Here is a 21,683-nt window from a genome sequence, read left to right as displayed (position 1 = left end):
GGATAGGTGGCGTCCGGCATAGAGGTGGCGTGAATCTATTTTGGGCTATTGCGTGGAACTGCGGGAACCTGTCGTTTCGATGATAAGGGAGAAATCCAAGGAGCTAAACTCCAAGGGTGAGAGTACCGATGCGAAAAACAGGGGCGCGTAGTAGCAAAGAAGTCTCTGTAATGGAGATGGAGCGAAGGGATTTAGTTTTAATTGTTTTGTCAACCAGAAATGGGATGAGCAATTGATTAAAACAGAGTCCTTGATTATGCTATAATTAGTAGCAAGGGCCGAATAATGAGAGCTGTGTGAGTCGAGAGGTTCATGCACAGTTCTGCGACTTACTATTACCCATAAATCTAAAAATGGAGAAAAAGCTGCTATTTTACTAATTCAACTTTCTATTATAAATAGATCTATGGTCTAAAAAATGGAATATATGATGAAAAGAACTATAAATACCTCAACTGGCGAATGGGCAGAAAGTGAATTTGGAATTGTTAATTTTGGTGATATAAGATTAAGTAAAAGGCTTCTAAAAATAGTTAATAGTTTTGCTGAATCGCCTGAGCGTTCAATAAATCAAGCTTGTGAAGATTGGCATCAAAGTAAAGCAGCTTATAGATTTTTCCAAAAACGATGCCATTTCTGAAAGAAAGATATTAGACAGTCATATAATTAAAACTGTTGAAAGAGCTAAAGAATACTCAACTATCTTAGCTATCCAGGACACGAGTTATATCTCATATAAAAATCATAAAAAGACCGAAGGATTAGGGATTATAGCAGCAAGATTAACATCTAAAACAACTAATTTTAAAACCCATGATGCATACAACGTTTGCAGTTACAACAGAAGGACTACCTATAGGATTATTGGATCAAAAAATTAGTACTAGACCTTCCTTAGCTGAAGACCTAAAGGAGTTGAAAAGAAGAAGCCATAATACTGCTCTTCCCATAGAAGAGAAAGAAAGCATACGGTGGATAGCATCACTTAAAGACTCTACTAAACATCCTGGATTAAAGGATGTTAAGGTAGTTACCGTTTGTGATAGAGAAGCAGATATTTATGATTTATTTGAAGTTGCTTCCACTAATCAATCTCTTTTTGTAGTAAGAGGAAATCAAAACAGAACAGTAAACAAGAAGTCGACTTATTCTGAAAAAGGTGGTGAAAGATTGTGGGATTTGATGAATCGCATGTCTTGTCAAGGAGAAATTCAAGTCTGCTCGCGATAACAAACCTCAAAGAACAACAGTTTTAGAAATAAAGTTTAGTAACTTTGTGATAAATGCATCAAAAAACAACGCTAGACGTAAAACCCAAAAACTTCCTAATTTAAATTTAAATGCTGTCTATGTTATAGAAAAATATCCCCCATTTGGCGAAGAGCCCATGAACTGGATTTTGTTAACAAATATAAATATTAATAATTTTGAAGAAGCAGTAGAAAAAATACAATGGTATTGCTTAAGATGGAGAATAGAGGTTTTTCATAAAATTTTGAAATCCGGTCTTAAAGTTGAAGAATGTAAGCTCAAAACAGCAGATAGATTGATCCGCTTTCTTACAATTATGAGTATAATTGCATGGAGAATATTTTTTATCACATTGGTAGCTAGCGAATCTTTCTTGCACTGTCATACTGACTGATGACGAATGGAAGGTTTTATATACCAAAATGCTTAAGACAAAAAACTATCCTGAGACTCCACCACCTATAAGAGAAATTGTGAGGTGGGTGGCCAAGTTAGGAGGGTTTTTAGCTCGCAAAAATGACTTAGAACCAGGCCCTATAGCTTTGTGGAAGGGATGGAAACGTCTCTTTGATTTAGCAGAAGGATGGAGACTTGCTCATGAATTCTATACTTGTGGGTAATAGTAAGGTTCTGTGAGAGACTGGCGGGGAAGGTCCGCCGGTCTACTCTCCCTATATGAGCTTTAAATTAAAACATCAAGTATGTTGAACTTAAAACATATCTCAGCTATACTTTGCAATAAAGTTAATAAAAATTTTAATAAAATCAGTAAGACTAACCTCTAGCTAAAATGAATACAAAGTGAGCTTTTTTGATATAAATAGTGTTAGAATAATTGGTAGGTACTTTATCAATTTTTTGTTAAGGCTTGGTAGTGCATTCATATTTTTTATTCAATCTCTATACCACTGCTTTGTGCCACCATATTATTTTAGCAACTTAGCAAAACAAATTATAGAGATAGGCTTTTTCTCTCTGCCAATTGTTGGGCTCACCGGAGTTTTTATAGGAGCGGCGATAGTTTTACAAAGCAGCTTGAGTGACTCATTAATTAACCAAGAGCAGATAATACCCAAACTTGTTACGATCACTATCATTAAAGAGTTAGGACCAGTTTTGATCAGCTTAATAATGGTAGGGAAGGTTGGATCATCAGTTGCAGCAGAAATTGGTACAATGCGCATCACCGAGCAAATAGATGCCCTTACAACTTTGAATATCAACCCTTTCAAGTATTTAATTGCACCAAGGATTTTAGCGTCAATCATAGTATTTCCCATACTTACAGTATGTGCAGATCTAATAGGAATATTTGGAGGATGTATCACTGCAGTCTTCGAATTTAACCACAATTTAAATATATACATTAAATACACAGCTCAGTTCTTTAATACGTACGATTTTATAACTGGGCTAGCTAAAGCAACTGCATTTGGCGCCATAATTTCTGTCTCAAGTTGCTATTACGGTTATCATTGCAAAGAAGGTGCACGAGGAGTAGGTGTTGCTACAACATCAACTGTTGTTTTATCGTCCATACTGATCATTTTAGCAAACTACATGATTACTTTGATACATGCGTAACCCCATAATATCAATATTGAACTTAAGCTTATCTTTTGATGATAGGACAGTACTAAAAGATCTAAGTTTCGATATATTTAAAGGGGAATCATTAGTCATACTTGGCGGCTCAGGAAGCGGCAAATCTGTACTAACAAAAACAATTATCGGCTTGCTTGCTCCAGACTCAGGGTCTGTTAAAATAAATAGTAAAAGCAAAAATAAATTTGGGGTTTTATTTCAAAATTCCGCTTTATTTGACTACGTTACAGTGTGGGAAAATATATCTTTTAATTATAAAAAGCGCTTTAATATCAGCAAAAAGGAGGCAAAACAGCTAGCAATCGAGAAGTTAAATGATGTTGGACTGGAGGAAAGCATAGCAGATATGTTTCCAATAGAGCTATCAGGTGGAATGAAAAAAAGAGTAGCACTTGCAAGGGCGATTGCACACAATCCAGAAATCATCGTATTAGATGAGCCAACTTCAGGATTGGACCCAATTATGTCAGATATAGTAAACGAGATAATAATAAAATCATCTAAAGATCTTAACACTACAATTATCACGATTACACATGATATTCATAGCGCATTTAAAATAGCTGACAAAATAGCAGTATTATATGAAGGGGAGATCATTTCCCATGGAACTGTTCAGGAAATACAAAATACTAATAACGAGTATATAAAAAAATTCATTTGTTATATATAGCTATAGGTTCACAAACGAGATTGTGAGTACTAAACAGTTTAACATAAAAATTGACAAGGCTTGATTCTTAAAGTATATTTAATTGAAGTAGTAATTATGAAACTGTAATGGCGGTAAAGCACATAAGAAAACGTTTATATCAAGCTATAATGCTACCGTTGACAGCACTGCTCTTTATAGCAGCAGCTCCATTCTTCTTGATTATTGCTATCTGGAAGACAAAAAACATAAATATAGCATTAAAGTACATTATTATTGCCCCATTGGTAGTGCTGTGTTTGCTATGTGTAATACCAGTTTTGGTGTTACATTTATCGATTAGCACCTTGTTGGCAGTTGCGAAAATTACACTTTTTCCTGAGTTCTTTTTGTCTTTGTGGATTAAGGAAGGAATTAAATTTGGTAGAGTTTTTAGCTTATCTATTACCCAGTTCTCCGGTGACGGTCTATATACAGCAGACCTTGAAAATTTTCTTGAGGTAAAAGATAGTAACAAAGAACTTTTAACAGAGCTTCTCAAGAATGGTGATCTTAATATAAGGGAAGTTATCTCTTGCTGCGTAGGACACTCAAGGCTTATAGCAAGTGTCACTACTAAGATTCATGACAAAGAGAAATCAAAAATTATATCCGACTATTTAGGCCTAAGTGACTTAAAACCTTTAATTCAGAAAGAGGGGTATGGCAGATATCATATACATGAAATCTATAACACACATGAAAAGCTTGCTAGAGTAGTTAATGCTATCGATATAGAATTACTTAAAACACTGTTTAAGTTAGATGGATTTTTACTAGGGAGGGATCCAAGATATGCACATGCCTCACACTTATCTAACTTCGTAGACTTATTTGACAACCATGATTTAGTGAAGAATATGTCTGATGCCTTTAGAGATAAAAAGATGCTTGCTGTACAAATAACTAAATATATACCAGTAATCCTTTGTTGCTCATATGATAGATATGATGGGTACCACAAAAAAAGAATAATTCAAGATAATCTTAGAAGATTACTTTTAAAGAAAGATTTAGTTGAAGCCCTACCTTCTGATTTCAGTTATCAGTCCAGCCTGTTTGGAGCGATCAAAGATTTTTTGCACAGAAAGATGAGTGAAGAAGAGTTTGATAGCTTCGCTTCAATGTTGGAAAATAAAAATGTGATTGATAATTTAAAACATATTGATGACCTCAAAGATACTTTTCCGCCTGATGAATCAGAATTCTTCCGTAGTCGTATTGGTTTCTTAGGATGCAAAGAGATTTATGACAGTCACGTATCTGCCTCATTTTAAATAGAAAAGTTACACCCATTTTTGGCAAATAACAGGTTATTTTGTAAGCTAATGGACATTCCTACTGAGGTTCTTAAGAACATTTTCAGTACTAAGCTATATGAAAACTGTGCAAATGTTGACGAAGTTTTAGCATTCTTTGATTGCTTGGATAATAAAAGTAAAAATAAAAATATTTTAGATAATCTAATAGTTGCTTTCGAAAAAGACCCTGATGCAACTAATGCGCTCTTAAATAGTAAATTATTCAATTCTCGGGGTGAAGTACTACAAATGCTTTCAGATGAAAGATTTGATGGCAATGAAGTAAGAGAAATATTGAATCGCATTAACTTGTGGTGGACATTGCAAGAAAATAATATGGTTTATAAGGCAAGCTATTTAAACACAACAGGAAAGTTTTCTTGCGTGTTTAATCCACAGCACATAAAATTTGCCTTTTATGTACATACAGATGATTATGTTCCGCACAATGAATCCGACCAGCAGAAAAGAGCTTTTCTTGAAAATGTTGGATTGTTTCAACTTCTCCTCGAAACGACCATAAAAGCTAGGTATGAATCCGTATTCTCTATCATAAAAGATACTAAATTTGAGCACTTAGCTGATGGCAGATTTATCTCAAAAGTAAGAGATAAAATAAACCGCTACCTTTCTAACTTACTTATTTTTAAAGGGAACCTGTTTTCAGATATAAGTAACACATTTAGATTACAAATAATAGATATCGTTTTTTCATTCAATTCTCAAACGAAACTGCATACCACTCTAAAAGAACGATGGGAAAAAATATTGAAAATCAAGTTTACAGAGCTTTTTGTGGTACAGAAGTAATCAGCAAATTACACCAGAATCTTTAGCAAAAATTCAAGATTTAACAATACAAGACTTATCAGCAATACCAGAAACTGAGGAGATAGAAGAATTTTTAAGAAAAAAAAGGAATAACAAATTCAGATGATCTATCTTTACTAACAAAATTGATAGAGAAGGTTGTAAGTTGGAAATGTGATATAAAAAGAAGCAAGAAGAAAGATAACTCTATAAAAATGTGGTTATCGCCAGGCTTGAGCAACCGTAAGACGGTAGTATTATAACATACGTAGATATCAAGGTACTCAAGCCTATCCTTCGAGACGTTTGAATAGTTGTTTGGGACATATATATGCACCCGTTTACAATCTTAAATTTTAACTTAAACTCTCGAGGTTCTTTATGGTTACATCTTATCAAAATTTTATTGGCATTGATATCGGAAAACTTGAATTTTTTACTGCAGTTAATGAACAAAAAGGTGTCATCAAATTTGACAATAGTTGTGTTGGTTGGAAACAACTCTACCAAAAATTTTCAAATATCTTGCCCAACTCCATGGTAATTTTAGAAGCTACAGGAGGTTATGAGCTTGGCTTATTGTATTTTCTTATTGATAGAAACATTGCTGTGCATCGTGCTAATACTCGTCAAGTTAAAAAACTTCATTCTATCTCATGGAACTTTGGCAAAGACCGACAGTCTTGATGCAAAAGCGCTTGCCCAATATGGTTCTGAGCGTTGTGGACATTTGCAGCTATTTACACCTATCTCAAAAGAACAAACCACCTTGTTTGCACTTTGTCAGCGTCGTGACGATATTACGAAAATGCTTGTTCAAGAGAAGAATAGGCTAAAAACTCCTGGAAATGATTACATTAAGGAAAGTTGTCAACAAGCTATTGAATTCCTCAACAACCAGGTAGAAAAGCTTGATCAAGCTATACAAAAAATAGTCAATGAAAATCCTGAATTGCAACGATGCCAAAAAATTCTTGAAACAGTCCCTGGAATAGGTAGAAAAAACCTCTCAATGTTTATTGTGTCTCATACCGGAACTTGGTTCTTTAAATAAAAGGCAAATTGCAAGCCTTGCAGGTGTTGCGCCTCATCCTAAGGAAAGTGGTAAAGCTATTGGCTACCGAAGGATTATAGGTGGAAGAAGTAACGTTCGTTCAAAGCTTTTTACAGCTGCCATGGCTGCTACAAGGTCCAAATCTGCACTTAGTGCCTTTTATTCTAAGCTTATTGAAAGTGGTAAGAAGAAGATGGTGGCTATAACAGCTCTAATGCGTAAAATAATAGTGATTGCTAATGCAAGGCTTAAAGAAGCAGTTAATTTGCATATTTAAAAATTTACATAGCAATAACTGAAATTGGTTAATGAATATGCGCTTTTAATGTGTGTGGACGCGCATATTCATTAACCAATTTCAGTTATTGCTGTGGTGGCTGTTTGATACAAAATTCTGTTTCTATAACAAATGGGTTTTTATTGCCCATATGAAGTTGCAAAATTACAATAAAAAATTTTTAAAAAAACATAGTTGATGTCATCCGAGTAGCCCCTTCGGTGTCATTCCAGTGCTTGACGCTGGAATCCAGATTGGATACTGAGTTGGTGAGTATAAAAGTGTTGTGTTATGGCTAACGCTGACTCTACGCCATACCGCCGCGGTATCTCTTAGCATAGATCCCGCTAACACGTAGCGGGATGACGATTTGAAGAATCGTCATCCCAGTGCCCAGACTACTTGGATCCAGGAAACTTAACTTTAAATAAGTGGCTGCATAACAAAGACTAGATTCCAGCGTCATGCGCTGGAATGACACCATTTTCGGTCTCTTAAGCTATAAACATTAAGAAATTTACCAAACGAAAAAAAAAGGCAAAAGAAGCCCAGTGATGCTGGTTTTGACTCTATATTACTGTAAGTGGCGCTGTAATAATGTGCTAAACGCTTAAAATAAGCGCGATTTGGCTGAATGTAGAAAAAATTTAAAAGACATGCAGCCGCTATAATTTTATGTAATCCGCCAAAAAATACCCTAAGTTTTTTTACTGAATTGTGTCATTAAACCTGCACAGATCAAAAACAAGTTTTGAATCAGAAATACCCTTAATGTCGTGATAAGGGGGCTGGCGAAGTTTGTCAAGGAAGTTTTTTCGTTTCTAATGGTTGTTGCCAAAAAACTATACAAGAAGTCTTTTAAGATCAATCACTTATCTTCAAAGCTTGAATAAAAGCATTCTGTGGAATATTTACGTTCCCTATAGAATGCAACCTTTTTTTACCCTTCTTTTGCTTTTCAAGTAGTTTCATTCTTCGCGTTACATCTCCACCATAGAGTTTAGCTGTTACATCTTTTCTATATGGATTAATCGTTTCTCTGGCAATAATTTTCCCGCCCACTGCCGCTTGAATCGCGATTTTATATTGCTGACGTGGTATTAGATCCTTCAAGCGTGCGCATATTTCACGCCCCCTTTTTTCTGCTCTGCTTTTGTGAACGATACAAGCCAGTGCATCTACGGGCTCTCCATTAATTAAAAAGCTTAATTTATCTATTTGGCTTACCAGATAGCTGGAAATTTCCCAATCCAAACTTGCATACCCCTTGGAAATTGATTTTAATCGATCATAAAAGTCAAAAACAACTTCAGACAGTGGTAACTTATATCTTAACAATGCTGTTGTTGTGTTACCAATGTAAGATAAATCTTCCTGTTCTCCCCTCCTCTCTTCACATAATGATAGAATCTCACCTAAATATTGGTCAGGGACCATTATAGTTGCAGTAATCCACGGCTCTTCTACCATTTCAATCTTTGTTGGATCTGGCATGTCACTAGGATTATGAATGCTCAGAACTTCACCACCTTGCGTTGTAACCTTATATATAACACTCGGTGCAGTTGCTGTTAGATCTAAATCAAATTCTCTCTCGAGCCTTTCTTGAATAACTTCAAGATGCAACATTCCCAAAAAACCACAACGAAATCCATAGCCTAGCGCATTTGAAGTTTCTGCTTCAAAAGTAAAACTTGCATCATTCAAATGTAATTTTTCCAGTGCTTCTCTTAAATATTTAAAGTCGTCCGTTTCATTAGGAAAAATACTACAAAATACCACAGGGTGCACTTCTTTAAAACCAGGCAATGCCTTGCTGCACGGTCTTTTCTCTTCAGTAATAGTGTCTCCCACTCTACAGTCTGCAACTTCCTTCATTGAAGCAGTGATAAAACCAACTTCACCTGCTGAGAGTTCACCTGTCATTACTTTTTTAGGAGTAAAAATACCGATATTGTCCACTTGGTATGTAGAGTTATTAGACATCATAACAATCTTCATGCCCTTTTTTAGCACTCCATTTTTAATTCGTACTAAAATTACTACTCCCAAATAAGTGTCATACCAACTATCAACTAAAATTGCCTGTAGTGGAGCATTCACATCACCTTGAGGAGCTGGAAGTTTTGTCACTATAGCTTCTAATACATCCCTTATTCCAAGACCAGTCTTGGCTGATATTAAAACTGACTCACTTGCGTCAATGCCAATTACTTCCTCAATCTGGAGTTTTACCTTTTCTGGATCTGCAGCAGGGAGATCAACTTTATTGAGTACAACTATTATTTCATGATTGTTGTCAATAGCTTTATATACATTTGCAAGAGTCTGAGCTTCAACACCTTGACTGCTATCTACCACTAAAAGTGAACCTTCACATGCAGCTAAGCTTCGACTTACCTCATAAGAAAAATCAACGTGACCTGGGGTGTCCATGAGATTTAGGCAATATTGATTACCGTCGTTTGCCGTATAATTGAGTTTTACCGTCTGTGCTTTAATTGTAATGCCACGTTCACGCTCTATATCCATTGAATCGAGTATTTGATTGATCATTTCTCTTGCTTCAAGGCCGTTACATTTCTCTATTAAACGGTCAGCAAGCGTTGACTTACCGTGGTCTATATGCGCTATTATTGCAAAATTTCTTATGTTGTTCATTTATGGCCTACTATACTTAATTAGTAAAACTATTTTACATTTTAAGTGTTGTGAGGGCAATTATTTATTAAGAGACTATTTACTCCTTCAACATAGACAACACTTTTTTCGAGCAGGAAATCACTTTATTAACCATATAGTTTTCATGATTATTATCTATTTTAGGCAACTCATACAGATAATTTACCATCATCCCAACTGACTGACTAATGCCCTTTTCAGAAGTATCCGCCATCCAGTTTAATTGTTTTATCGATGCACCATTGCTTAAATGAAAATGCGCCACTGGATCATAGGCACTTCCATTATTGCTCTTAACCTTGAGCAAGTAATATGCACATAGTTTAAGCAAGCACTGTTTTTCACATTCAACGTTAGTTTTTATACTCTCTAAAATTTCTGCACTAGATTGTTTTATATTTAGTTTGCTCAATAAAGTGACATCTTGGTTTAGATTGTTTTTTAGCCATTTCGTAAAGCCAGGTATTGGAGAAAGAGTTGCGTATGTTTTTATACTTTTAAACTCTTGCGATAGCTTTTCTACAACCCTTTTTATCAAAAAATTACCAAGGCTGATTCCAGATAACCCTGCTTGAGTATTTGATATTGAGTAGAATATAGCAGTGCTTGCACTACTTGGATCACTTGAAGGTACTGATTCATCTAAAAGGTGTTGAATGCTATCTGCAATCTTATTCACCAATGCAACCTCTACAAAAATTAGAGGTTCGTTTGGTATTTTGTAATGAAAGAAAGCAAAACAGAGACGATCAGAATCTAGTCTGTTTTTTAAGTCATCCCAAGAGGAAATTTTATGCACAGCTTCATATTTTATAAGTTTTTCTAGCAATGATGCAGGTGAATCCCAGGTGATTTGACGAAGATCGAGTAGATCAACATCAACCCAAGTATAGAGTATATTTTTTAATTCATTCTCTAGTGGATTCAAGCTTCTATATTGGTTCTTTAGCTTAAGCACATCAGAACGCATATCAACAATAAACTTGAGGCCTTCTGGTAGAGAAATAAATTGCTTCAATATTTTAGAACGCGGTGATTCAAGAATTTTTATTAAATCCTGTTCAAATTTATAGTTTAACTCGGGATCTTGATTTTCCTTGTACTCTTTTATTTTCTCATCTATTTCTTCTTTATGTAGACTAAATTTTTCTGCCAGGGTTTGCAGAAATTTTATTTTACCTTTCTCTGATAAGCTTAAGTACAAATTACCAAGAGATACAGCATTCTTACGTGCTGAAACCTCCCCTCCCTTTGGGTTTAAGCACTCGTTCATCTTCAAGACTAAACTATCGATATCGCGACTGTTGCTTAAATCAGGACCGATGTTACCAATCCACGATCTTACAGCATCTGCCACTTCACCTAGTATTTTAAAAAAGCTTCTTACCGCTTTTTTGTCTTCAACTTTCACTATATCAGTTTTTACCAATGATTCTTTTGTCATAGATTTCCTTTATTATACATGGCTAATGCAAGTCAGGTTTCCCTACGTCATACCGCCGTGGTATCTCTAGATCCCGCTAACAAGCAGCGTGATGACGAATTTGTCGTTTGTCAAATCGTCGGTAAACCCAAGTTATTTTAGCTACATATAGCTTAAGTTAAAGGAAAATTTTAGCTACATAGCAGGCACTATTACTGAATTATTAATAATTCAGTAATACAATAGACTTCTTGCACTACCTCCCAAGCCACAACTGTCATTCAGTAGAAACAAAAAACTTCCTTGACAAACTCCGCCAGTCCCCTTATTATGATAACAAGGGTGTTTATGACTCAAAACTTATTTTTGACCTGCAGGCTCAATGACAAAATTCAGTAAAAAACTTAGGGTATTTTTTGGCTGATTACATAAAATTATAGCGGCTGCATGTCTTTTAAATTTTTTCTACATTCAGCCAAATCGCTCTTATTTTAAGCGTTAGCACATTATTACAGCGCCAGTTTAAATTATTATAGGGTCAAAACTCGCACCACGGGGTTTCTTTGGCCTTTTTTCCGTTTGGTAAATTTCTTAATGTTTGTAGCTTAAGAGACCGAAAATGGTGTCATTCCAGCGCGTGACGCTGGAATCTAGTCTTTATTATGCAGACACTTATTTAAAGTTAAGTTTCCTGGATCCGAGTAGTCAGGGCACTTGGATGACACCTTGACAATCGTCATCCTGCTACTTGTTAGCGGGATCTAGAGATACCGCGGCGGTATGACAGTCTGCGGCAGTATGACGTAGGACTGCTGTCATTCCAGTGCTTGACACTGGAATGACACGTCATAAAGGAACCAGTGTCAGCTACTCGGATGATACCTTTTTTCTACTTAGTTTGGGTTATGCAAGAAGTCTATTTACTTCTTAACTTGATGCACATGATGTCTTGCAGCATCATCTACTGCTTCTAAATAAACCATCGCCAAACATATACCACTGTGTACTTCTATAGATAACTTATTGCCTAAACTTCGATTAAAGCAAGAATTCTTTCCTGGAAAAGCAAGGTTGCTAAGATGCAGTTCCCATTTTAATCCTTTGGTTGATATTTGAGCTCTCGGTATACCAAGTAAAGATATTTTAGTATCTTTCGGCAAAGAAAAATGGGTAATACTTTTTTGTAGGATGTAACCTACCATAGGAGGTATAGGGGTGTAAAAGATACTATCTGTACTTAGAAAAACGTTAATATTTTGTAGTATATGATCAATTGCTCCTCCAGTAATACCCGTTACTATTGATGGCAATAACTTTACTGTTTTTAAGTGAGCCATTGCTTTAGAAAAGTCGCAATAATCTTGATCAGGTAGATATATCGTATTCAAATTAGCACGTAAATCCAGATTTACGCTATCCAAATCTCCTACTACAAGATCAGGTTTTACGCCAATTGATAGAAGCTTGTTTGCTCCTCCATCTACAGCAATAATAGGTATATCTCGTTTAAAAAACGATGAGCTCGGTATTTCTCCATTTAGCACTACAATAGAACGATATTGTTGTTGTGTACTGCAGTGTAGCACATGATCATGGTGCAGGTTTTGCATCGTAGTAACATTTTTGAATAATTGATATTATGCTAATCACTAATCCAGCAATATTGCTAAGCACCACAAAAATTGAGCTCTGGTAAAGACCATAGCCAATCCAAGACAATGAACAAATAAGATAGTTTACTAACATTAGCATCGATACATCACGAGTAACTTTAGTGATATATGCTTTATATACTTGAGGTGATAATCCAATTAGAGATGCAATTAACGCAATGAAGCCGAAGCATTCTTCAATATTTATATACATACATTTTCCTACGCTTGCTTTAACAATATCAGGTTCAAAGGGTTGTACTTTATGTACTCTCAGCTTTTCTAGAGCACCCCTAATGCGTGCAATTTATAACATCATTTAGTCTATTAATCAAGAAATTAATAGTGACTTGCATTCATGAAACCCAATCGGCTTCTATGCTAATTATTATCCAAACTAATCGTCGGTTGTGCATCTTGCTCAGAGATTAGGGCAACCAACAAATTATTTATCAATTGAACCTTTTGCTTGCCATCTAATTGTAAGCTTTTGTTTTTTTCAAAATGAGCTATTACTTCCTCGACAATTCCTATTGCATTTTGCACTATATGCCTTCTTGCCGTAGTGATAGCATGTGCTTGTTGACGCCTTAACATTGCTTGTGCAATCTCGGACGAATACGCCAAATGCGATATTCTTGCTTCTGTAATCTCAATTCCTGCAATATCTAATCTTTGTTGTAACATTGACCGCAATTCATCTGAAATTTTATCAGAATTTTTACGTAAAGATTCTTCATCGCTTTCGCTATCATACGGATAATTGCTTGCTAATTCTCTTATTACTGAGTCACTTTGTACAAAAACAAATTCGTGATAGTTGTTAACATTATAATACGCCTTTGCAGGGCTGTTTACTCTCCAAACAATTACTGCAGAAATCTCTATTGGACTTCCATTTGCATCATTCACTTTTATTTTTTCTGTGTTGATATTTTGAAATTTTAGGGAAACTATATATTTGCTTGAAAAGGGAAGCGTTACACATATTCCAGACTTAAAATAAGTTCCAATATAATGACCAAAAAACTCTATCACTCTTGCTTCATTAGGGTCATTAATAAAAAATCCTTGAAGAAAAGTCAAAATTGAAACAGCAGTAACTCCCAGCGCAATTGTGCTGTCATATACCAAAAAAAGCAGCGATAAAATTAATCCTAGCGCTATTAGTACAGGAAAAACCCGGAGTTGACTTAAATTTCTATCGTTTATCGTATTCTTATCCATATTGTCTTTAAACTTCTTTTTCACTTGAACCCTCTCTGTTGATCGTTTTATTTATCTCACTTACAAATAGTTTAAACTCTCTTAATTCATGATCAGGCAATTTTACTTCAGTTTTATGCGCTATCGTAAGCGGATCGATGTGTTTGCCGTTATATATAACTTCGTAATGTAAATGGGGTCCTGTTGCAACACCAGTGCTACCAACATAGGCGATTACCCGCCCCTGCTTTACTTTAGAGCCTAACTTTATATCGCCACTAAATCTACTTATATGCGCATAACAGGTTGAATATTCATTTTTGTGTTTTATTTTGATGTAATTTCCATAGCCACCATTCTTTCCTATATATTCTACCACACCCTCTGCAGCAGCGTATATGGGAGTGCCAAGCTTAGCTGCATAATCCACTCCTTTGTGAAAAGCAATTTTACCGCGAACAGGATGCTTTCTATTGCCAAATTTTGAGGATATGCGATAATCTCTATTTAAAGGATTTGCAAAAATTTCGCCATTTTTTAAGCTTATTCCTTCTTTATTAAAATACCTTTCTTTGCCGTCTTGCGATTTATAATGATATAAACTAATAGCTTTCTTGTTTATTGTCAGTGAAGCATATAAAATCTTTTCTTCAGTCTTCTGATTACTGAGCGATCTCTCAAAAAGAACCTCCAATTTACTCTTCGGCACAATGTCTTTTTTAAAATCAACACCAAAATCTTTATATATGTTGATCAATTTTACCACTGTATTTGGCGCCAACCCTTGCTCAATTCCCGTGGCAAAAAAAGAAGATTTTATGGTGCTGGATATTAAAAAAGTCTCTTTACTGTTATCTGGAGTCTTAAGGGCGTGTATATTAAATATTGGTAAAATATAAAGCAGTATAAATATAATCAGCTTCATCATTTAAACAGCATCAACAAAAGTAAAATTACCTTCAACATACTGTACATCATCATTATCTTCTAATTCTTCAACCAATGTGGATAATTTATCGATCAACTCTTTATCGCTAATTTCAACTAGATCCTTTGGTTGCCACGAAAGACGAGCAAGTTCTGATTCTCCGAATTTTGCATAAAAGGCATCGCGTACTTTACCAAAATCTTTTATTTCACAAGTTATAACGTGTAATCCTTCTTTGTCATTTTCCTCAACATTCAATACTTCTAACTCGATCCCATAATTAAATAAATCACCAAAATTCACACCCTCTGCTTTATAGACGATTAAGCCTACATGATCGAAAAGGTAACTAACACTTCCTGTTTCTCCCAAGTTTCCACCCTTGCGAGAAAATATATAACGTACCTCAGAAGCAGTACGGTTGCGGTTATTAGTCAAGGCATGGACAATAAGTACAGTGCCAGAAGGCCCATGACCTTCATATTGGATTTCCTCATAATTTTCTCCAGCAACGTTACCAGTTGCATTTTTTATTGCTGTTTCTATTTTATCTTTTGGTAGATTTTCCTTGCGTGCAGCAAATATAGCAGAGCGAAGGCGCGGGTTGAGTTCGGGATCGGGTAGCCCTTGCTTTGCAGCAACTGTTATTTCTCTAATCAGCTTCGTAAATTTTTGAGAGCGCTTTGCATCCTGAGTGCCTTTCCGATGTTTTATATTTGAAAATTGTGAATGACCAGCCATATTCAAATAGTTAAAAACCTAATTATATATCAAAGCATAGAAAAAACTAAAGCAAATTTTCAAGCCTCCGGCTTGGCATCTTGCAGGTTTTCTGCTAATAACATACTTTCATACTGCTCAGCTTCTAAGTCAAGGCCAAGAGCTGAATGGGCTGCTATTAAATAGTTAATAGACTTAGAAAAATATTTAGAATCCCTATAGCTTGCTATATTCTGGAAACGCTTAATTGCTGCTAAATATTCACCACGCCTCAGGTAAAATTTACCGATAGAATACTCTTTTATTGATATATGTTCTGTGATTAATTTTGCTTTTTCCTTGATTTCATCTATATATTCGCTGTCTGGGAAAAGGTTAATGTACTCTGTAGCCAGCTCTAAAGTTTTATATGCAGTTTGCTGTCCAAGTTGCACTTTATTAATTTGCATGTAACAAGATAATACTCTTAAGTAGTATACATATGGTAAATCTTCACCATTTGAATAAACATATATATAATCATCCATATCACTTGCAGCACTGCTATAGTTACCCATGTTATAATGAGACACACCAGATAATAATTTTGCTTTCCTTGCCCAATAAGAGAAAGGGTACAAATCTTCTATCTTTTGAAATGCCCTAATAGCTTGTTTATATTTTTTCTGGTCAAAAAGTTCAACTGCTTCCTCATATAGTTCAGCTTCAGTTTTTTCAAGATCATCCGCATACGATTGTGTAAAGGAGCAAATTAGGAAAATAAAGCACGTGATTAAAGTCTTATACATAAGATTTTTTTCGATCAAAATAAAGTATAGACCTAAATATTACTTAAATAAATAAATTTCTTAGGCAATAGCCGGCCCTTCCTCTTTATAACTACGGTCAGAACTACCTGCATTCCTCGATTTACCTTGTCCTTCCACTTTTGGATCTTTCAGCGTTTTGCTGTAGAAATGTGTAGTTAATATCTGTACAACCATAAAAAGTGCAATACCTATCAAGCCTAAAGTAGGCCCAACAGCAGGATTTAAGGACGATGCTAATGCCATTAACTATTAAAAATATAGAAGAACCAGCAAGCGCCAATCCGGCTACAGACATATTGCTAGTTTTCTTGCTAGATTTTTCTGTTTCCTTTTTCTTATTTTTTTCATGCTCATCAATATAAGAAACAAGAGTTACAAGAAAAGCAATTGCATTGGCAAGAAATAAAATTGCATCCTCTGCTGCTTCAAGTGAAGATGTTTCACCCATTATCATACCTACAATAATCAGTGCAGTTGGTATAGCCTCAATATAGATCAAACACTGACCTATATCAGAAATATTGTGCTCTTTTTCCTTTACTTCCTCTCCATTTTCAATATTCTCCAACTCTCGTTCTTTTTGTGCTATTTTCCTATTATTGTAAATTAAATATAGTGTGGCTTAGCGCGCCACTTATCACGCCAAGTAATACCTGATCGCTACATGTTTTTTCCAGTTCAATCGCCATTAGCAATGCAAATGGGACCATTGTTGCCAATGATACACATTGTCTATATAGCTCTCTTTTTTTTAGTGTTAATAGCTCTTGTTCTAGCTTCTTCTTTTTTTCTGCTTCTCCTACTTTTAGCATTAATAACTCCTGTTCGAGTTTCTTCTTTTTTTCCGCTTCTTCTTTTAGTGTTAATGACTCTTGTTCTGATCTTTCTTTTTTGACTTCCTTATCAACTGTCAGCCAAAAATCTCCAGGAGAAAACGTAGTCTTAGGGTTACCAGTCATATAGATCCCGTTGATTTATGAACTAATATATTATACAGGATTTTAACTATTCAGTCAATATTATAAAAATGTTAACCACTTTTGTATATTAACTGTTTCTCAAGAAATTCAGTCAACCTGTTTGATGCCGGCTAGGATATAATTATAGCCTGACCACATAGTTATAATAGCTGCAACCCATAAACAAATTGCACCTATATATTGAGTTATGTCGTAATCGTTCATTATTAGCGCTACTACAGCAACCATCTGCAAAAATGTTTTAATTTTGCCAGCTTTGCTTACAGGTAGACTAACATTTATAGCTATAAGGAACTCCCGTAAACCCGAAACTAATATTTCCCTACAGATGATGATAATCGATGGTACTATTGTAAAATCATTTATCTTCTGCTTATAAACTAGCATAATTATCGTTGAAACCACTATTAATTTATCAGCAATTGGATCAAATAGCTTGCCAAACTTTGATTGGACTTTCCACGCACGCGCCAAGTAACCATCAAAAAAATCCGTAATGCACGCAAACACAAAGATTGATATTGTTATCAGGCCTGCATATTTATTTTCTATATAAAAACTTAATATTATTGCTGGTATTGCAAGTGCACGAGAAATTGTAAGCAAATTAGGCACGTTTTTCTTAAGCATGTAATATCATCTTACGTAATAGGTAAACTTATACAGAAGTACAACAGAGTTCACAAGCTAATAGTTTACAATTGAACATTTATAAAAACTCCATATACTTAAAAATTACAAGCTTAAAATATAAGAATGAACGATGATTTAGATAATACCACAAAACAAGAGGCACTTAAGTATCACAGTAGAGGTGGTAACCCTGGTAAAATTTCAATCATGCCAACAAAACCTTTATCTACCCAGTATGATTTGTCACTTGCTTATTCTCCTGGCGTTGCAGCTCCGTGCCTTGAAATAGCTAAAAATCCTGAGGTTGTTTATGATTATACGGCAAAAAGCAATTTTGTAGCTGTCATTTCAAATGGCACTGCAGTGCTTGGGCTTGGTAATATCGGTCCTCTTGCTGCAAAACCTGTCATGGAAGGCAAAGCTGTTTTATTTAAGCGTTTTGCTGATATTGATGCAGTTGATATAGAAGTTGGTACAGAAAATATAGAAGATTTCATCAATGCAGTAAGGTACCTTGGGCCAAGTTGGGGGGGGATAAATTTAGAGGATATAAGATCTCCCGATTGTTTTATAATAGAGAAACGTCTGAATGAACTGATGGATATTCCAGTGTTCCATGATGACCAGCATGGAACTGCAGTGGTTGTTGCAGCTGGTATAGAAAATGCTCTTGATATTGTCGGAAAGAAATTAGAGGACGTTAAGATCATTATGAATGGTGCTGGAGCAGCCGGTATTGCATGTTTAGAAATACTAAAGTCCATGGGCGCTAAAAATATAGTGCTGTGTGATAAGCAAGGAGTAATATACAAAGGTAGAAACGAGGACATGAATGAGTGGAAGGAAAAATATGCAATTGATACTTCCGAACGTTCTCTACTTGATACAATAAAAGGCGCTGATGTATTCATCGGATTATCTGCAAAAGATGTGTTAAATGAAGAGATGTTAAAGAGTATGGGCCAAGACCCGATTATTTTCGCTCTCGCCAACCCCGATCCAGAAGTAAGGCCTGAGTTTGCAAAATTTGTGAGGCCAGATGCAATAATCGCAACTGGCAGGTCAGATTACAACAATCAAGTCAACAACGTAATGGGATTTCCTTATATATTCAGAGGAGCGCTTGATGTACATGCAACAACAATAAATGATGAGATGAAAATTGCAGCTGCAGATGCAATAGCAAAGCTTGCCCGTGAGCCAGTGTCTGACGAGATATCTGCAGCCTATGGCTGTCGTAAAATGAGCTATGGACGTGAATATATAATACCTACTCCATTTGACCCAAGATTAATTTCTATAGTATCTCCTGCTGTTGCAAAAGCCGCAACTGATTCAGGTATTGCAAGAAAGGCAATAGAAGATTGGAGTAAATATGAAAATCAATTGAAATCTCGCCTTGCTAGTGCACTTAACACGCTGAATCTACTGTCTTCACAATATTAGTAACCATATAATCAATAATTCAATTGCACCCAGTCGTTTTAGATTTATAATGAAAGTATTGTAATTTAAAGCAAATCAATGACTATTGCAATTCACGAATTAGAAAGGATCATCAAACAATCGTTCCCCGACGCTGATATAAAGGTTCATGACCTTGCTGGAGATGATGATCATTATCATTTAAAAATAACCTCCAAGCGCTTTCTTGGAAAGACAAAAATAGAACAGCATAAAATGGTATATAAAGCTCTGGAAGGTCAGTCTATACACGCCTTGCAACTGGAAACTAATACTTAAAAATAAGGTGAATTTATGAGCAGTTTTGAACAAATAAAAAAAGATATAGCGGAAAATGATGTGGTGTTGTTCATGAAAGGCACTTCTGATTTTCCTCAATGCGGATTCTCTGGACTCGTCGTGTCAATCCTAAAAAAATTGAACGTGAAGTTTAAGTATATTAACGTGTTGGAGAATGATGAAATACGTGAATCTATAAAAAAGTTTTCTGATTGGCCAACAATTCCACAATTATATATAAAGGAAGAGTTTATCGGTGGTTGCGACATCTCTCGCGAGATGTACGAAAAAGGCGAACTGCAAAATTTATTGAAGGAAAAAAAAATTATTGCGGAATAAGTACCAAGAAACCAGTGCCCAGACGCTGGGATTGGTATAACGTAGTATAAGCTATGAAAAAGGATCTTATGTCTTAAACCTTATCACCAGGCTTAACAAATAGGTGGCCCAATACTATTAACTTTATGGGTTTACCTTCGTTATTTGCTACTATCCAAACCCCATCGCTCTCATGATCAACAATTTCTATTGGTACAAATATTACATAATTATTGTCATCAACAATCTTTATTCCAAGAGCACCCTCGTCACTTAAGCTCAGGGCTGAAGAAGGAACTTTATATGCAAATCTTTCGCCTGAAGGTAGTCTTACGTTGGCAGTTAGTCCCTGCAAGGATATCATTTTATTATTAATTACCTTTACCTCTACCCTATAAGACCCAGTTTTAGGCTCAGCAATTTTACTAATAAAACTTACTTCACCTGCCAATTCTTTTCCATCCAGTAAACTAATTTGAGCTGTGCTGCCTAGCTCTATTTTATTTACTTCATTTTCCGAAACGTATAACACCACAAGAATTTGATCGAAATCAACCACGTCAGCTATTTTTTGCCCAACATTAACAAAATCCCCTTCGTTCGCATTGATTTTATCAATATAACCATCTATAGGAGATTTGACTGCAGTATTTTCTAAATCCAATTCTAGCCTTTTTAGGTCAGCTTTTGCACTTTGTAACGCAGTAAAAGCTGCTTCTACTTGTATTTGTGCTCCATAGCCTATTTTATTCAGTTTGTGAGAGGAATCATACTCAATTTCACGCTGCTTTAATAAAGCTTTGGCTTTCTGAGCTTGCTCAATCCTGTCATAATCTTCTATCTTTAACACTACATCATCTCTTTTTACCTTTTCACCATAAGGTAAATAAATAGCAATAATCTTACCACTTATTTTTGAGACAAGGCTAGCTCTATGTAAGGGATTTACTGTACCAGAAAAATTTAAATATATAGTGCGGTTTTGCGGCGCACATTCTTGAGTTTTTACTGAAAAGCTACTAGTTGCATTATCACTATGAACCGCCTGATCTTTTTTTAAAAATGCACTGCTGATAAAAAACAGTAGAATAAAAGCAATACTAGAAATGATGATTACTTTATTTCTCATCTTTAAACAATAGAATTTGTTGACTAATTTTGTTAGAAACAACTGCATAAATTTTCGAATCAGAAATGTAAGTATAATACATGCACCATTGTCACTCCATAAATAGTTTTATATGAGAACAAACACAAGAGTATGTCATTTTCCTACAATAAGTAAGTTTTTTATTGCTAAGATGCAATTTTTAATCAAATAAAAATGTAAAATTGCAAATAAAGTTGTACATAAGACTGGATTTTAAAAAATTTCCATAGAATGATATTATGGAAATAAGAATATAAAATTATTGTAACAAAACTCAATATATTAGCATATATTTAAATAGGGTAAGGTCAGTTTTAACGCTCCATTAAACGGATACCCAATTGTTCAACACTCTCAATTTCAATTTGCAAAGTGTCCTTTATAAATTCATTAGCCTGTCCTATGTTCATTAAAACTCTATATTTATTGAAATTTGGCATAAACTTTTTA

The 21,683-nt window shown here is 35.1% G+C and carries 21 protein-coding genes, 2 pseudogenes and 1 riboswitch; of the genes and pseudogenes, 10 read left to right on the top strand and 13 right to left on the bottom strand.

Annotation, left to right across the window (positions count from 1 at the left end; translation table 11 throughout):
- The first annotated feature begins 427 nt into the window (after window positions 1-427).
- The 7 genes and pseudogenes from OM966_RS03090 to OM966_RS03060 all read left to right on the top strand — a co-directional run bounded on the left by OM966_RS03090 (window position 428) and on the right by OM966_RS03060 (window position 6,989).
- Window positions 428-1,871: pseudogene (locus tag OM966_RS03090) on the top strand (IS4 family transposase).
- A 181-nt stretch (window positions 1,872-2,052) separates the two neighbouring features.
- Window positions 2,053-2,835: an MlaE family ABC transporter permease gene (locus OM966_RS03085; protein ID WP_264328773.1), complete on the top strand. Its 783-nt coding sequence runs from the start codon at window positions 2,053-2,055 to the stop codon at window positions 2,833-2,835.
- Window positions 2,828-3,529 carry an ABC transporter ATP-binding protein gene (locus tag OM966_RS03080; protein WP_264328772.1) on the top strand — a complete coding sequence of 234 codons (702 nt, stop codon included), beginning with the start codon at window positions 2,828-2,830 and terminating at the stop codon, window positions 3,527-3,529. The genes OM966_RS03085 and OM966_RS03080 overlap by 8 nt, the downstream gene beginning before the upstream one ends.
- Before the next feature lie 149 nt (window positions 3,530-3,678).
- Window positions 3,679-4,824 carry a hypothetical protein gene (locus tag OM966_RS03075; RefSeq protein ID WP_264328771.1) on the top strand — a complete coding sequence of 382 codons (1,146 nt, stop codon included), beginning with the start codon at window positions 3,679-3,681 and terminating at the stop codon, window positions 4,822-4,824.
- Window positions 4,825-4,845: 21 nt separating this feature from the next.
- Entirely contained in the window at window positions 4,846-5,658 is an 813-nt protein-coding gene (locus OM966_RS03070; RefSeq protein WP_264328770.1) for a hypothetical protein, read from the top strand.
- The gene (locus OM966_RS03065; RefSeq protein WP_264328769.1) at window positions 5,642-5,785 is read left to right on the top strand and encodes a hypothetical protein; all 144 of its coding nucleotides are present in this window, start codon (window positions 5,642-5,644) and stop codon (window positions 5,783-5,785) included. The genes OM966_RS03070 and OM966_RS03065 overlap by 17 nt, the downstream gene beginning before the upstream one ends.
- 254 nt (window positions 5,786-6,039) lie before the next feature.
- Window positions 6,040-6,989, top strand: a pseudogene (locus tag OM966_RS03060) (IS110 family transposase).
- Between the two features lie 864 nt (window positions 6,990-7,853).
- On the opposite strand, the gene lepA reads toward OM966_RS03060, so the two are convergent.
- The 11 genes from lepA to pgsA all read right to left on the bottom strand — a co-directional run bounded on the left by lepA (window position 7,854) and on the right by pgsA (window position 18,019).
- Window positions 7,854-9,650 carry a translation elongation factor 4 gene (lepA, locus tag OM966_RS03055; protein ID WP_264328768.1) on the bottom strand — a complete coding sequence of 599 codons (1,797 nt, stop codon included), beginning with the start codon at window positions 9,648-9,650 and terminating at the stop codon, window positions 7,854-7,856.
- 79 nt (window positions 9,651-9,729) lie between these two features.
- Entirely contained in the window at window positions 9,730-11,115 is a 1,386-nt protein-coding gene (locus OM966_RS03050) for a malonyl-CoA decarboxylase (RefSeq protein ID WP_264328767.1), read from the bottom strand.
- 899 nt (window positions 11,116-12,014) lie between these two features.
- On the bottom strand, window positions 12,015-12,704 hold the full coding sequence (locus OM966_RS03045) for a thiamine diphosphokinase (protein WP_264328766.1): 690 nt from the start codon (window positions 12,702-12,704) through the stop codon (window positions 12,015-12,017).
- Window positions 12,685-12,960, bottom strand: a complete 276-nt coding sequence (locus tag OM966_RS03040) for a SemiSWEET family sugar transporter (RefSeq protein WP_006280002.1) — start codon at window positions 12,958-12,960, stop codon at window positions 12,685-12,687. Before OM966_RS03040 ends, OM966_RS03045 begins: the two co-directional genes overlap by 20 nt.
- Window positions 12,949-13,051: riboswitch (TPP riboswitch) on the bottom strand. Its footprint overlaps the gene before it by 12 nt.
- A 76-nt stretch (window positions 13,052-13,127) precedes the next feature.
- Window positions 13,128-13,973: an SPFH domain-containing protein gene (locus tag OM966_RS03035; protein ID WP_264329033.1), complete on the bottom strand. Its 846-nt coding sequence runs from the start codon at window positions 13,971-13,973 to the stop codon at window positions 13,128-13,130.
- 7 nt (window positions 13,974-13,980) lie between these two features.
- Entirely contained in the window at window positions 13,981-14,877 is an 897-nt protein-coding gene (locus OM966_RS03030) for a M23 family metallopeptidase (protein WP_264329032.1), read from the bottom strand.
- A 3-nt stretch (window positions 14,878-14,880) separates the two neighbouring features.
- Window positions 14,881-15,621, bottom strand: a complete 741-nt coding sequence (locus OM966_RS03025; protein ID WP_264329031.1) for a YebC/PmpR family DNA-binding transcriptional regulator — start codon at window positions 15,619-15,621, stop codon at window positions 14,881-14,883.
- A 59-nt stretch (window positions 15,622-15,680) separates the two neighbouring features.
- Window positions 15,681-16,388, bottom strand: coding sequence for an outer membrane protein assembly factor BamD (locus OM966_RS03020; protein ID WP_264328765.1), 708 nt, complete (start codon window positions 16,386-16,388; stop codon window positions 15,681-15,683).
- Window positions 16,389-16,509: 121 nt separating this feature from the next.
- Complete coding sequence (locus OM966_RS03015; RefSeq protein ID WP_264328764.1) at window positions 16,510-16,977, bottom strand: hypothetical protein; 468 nt, start codon at window positions 16,975-16,977, stop codon at window positions 16,510-16,512.
- 28 nt (window positions 16,978-17,005) lie between these two features.
- Complete coding sequence (locus OM966_RS03010) at window positions 17,006-17,368, bottom strand: hypothetical protein (protein WP_264328763.1); 363 nt, start codon at window positions 17,366-17,368, stop codon at window positions 17,006-17,008.
- Window positions 17,369-17,476: 108 nt separating this feature from the next.
- A complete protein-coding gene (pgsA, locus tag OM966_RS03005; RefSeq protein ID WP_264328762.1) occupies window positions 17,477-18,019 on the bottom strand; it encodes a CDP-diacylglycerol--glycerol-3-phosphate 3-phosphatidyltransferase in 543 nt (180 codons plus the stop codon).
- 126 nt (window positions 18,020-18,145) lie between these two features.
- Between pgsA and OM966_RS03000 the strand changes: the two genes are divergently transcribed.
- The 3 genes from OM966_RS03000 to grxD all read left to right on the top strand — a co-directional run bounded on the left by OM966_RS03000 (window position 18,146) and on the right by grxD (window position 20,104).
- Window positions 18,146-19,468, top strand: coding sequence for a malic enzyme-like NAD(P)-binding protein (locus OM966_RS03000; protein ID WP_264328761.1), 1,323 nt, complete (start codon window positions 18,146-18,148; stop codon window positions 19,466-19,468).
- Window positions 19,469-19,546: 78 nt separating this feature from the next.
- The gene (locus OM966_RS02995; protein ID WP_096641415.1) at window positions 19,547-19,765 is read left to right on the top strand and encodes a BolA/IbaG family iron-sulfur metabolism protein; all 219 of its coding nucleotides are present in this window, start codon (window positions 19,547-19,549) and stop codon (window positions 19,763-19,765) included.
- Window positions 19,766-19,780: 15 nt separating this feature from the next.
- Window positions 19,781-20,104 (top strand): Grx4 family monothiol glutaredoxin, encoded by a 324-nt coding sequence (gene grxD / locus OM966_RS02990; protein ID WP_264328760.1) that lies wholly within the window; start codon window positions 19,781-19,783, stop codon window positions 20,102-20,104.
- A 73-nt stretch (window positions 20,105-20,177) separates the two neighbouring features.
- Here grxD and OM966_RS02985 read toward each other — a convergent pair whose 3' ends face one another.
- Both OM966_RS02985 and OM966_RS02980 read right to left on the bottom strand, forming a co-directional pair.
- Window positions 20,178-21,260, bottom strand: coding sequence for an efflux RND transporter periplasmic adaptor subunit (locus tag OM966_RS02985; RefSeq protein WP_264328759.1), 1,083 nt, complete (start codon window positions 21,258-21,260; stop codon window positions 20,178-20,180).
- 287 nt (window positions 21,261-21,547) lie between these two features.
- Window positions 21,548-21,673 carry a hypothetical protein gene (locus OM966_RS02980; protein WP_264328758.1) on the bottom strand — a complete coding sequence of 42 codons (126 nt, stop codon included), beginning with the start codon at window positions 21,671-21,673 and terminating at the stop codon, window positions 21,548-21,550.
- Between the last annotated feature and the right edge of the window lie 10 nt (window positions 21,674-21,683).

Origin of the sequence: Wolbachia endosymbiont (group A) of Andrena hattorfiana, assembly GCF_947179565.1 — a bacterium.
Classification (GTDB): Bacteria; Pseudomonadota; Alphaproteobacteria; order Rickettsiales; family Anaplasmataceae; genus Wolbachia.
This window is presented reverse-complemented; position numbering and strand designations above follow the sequence as displayed.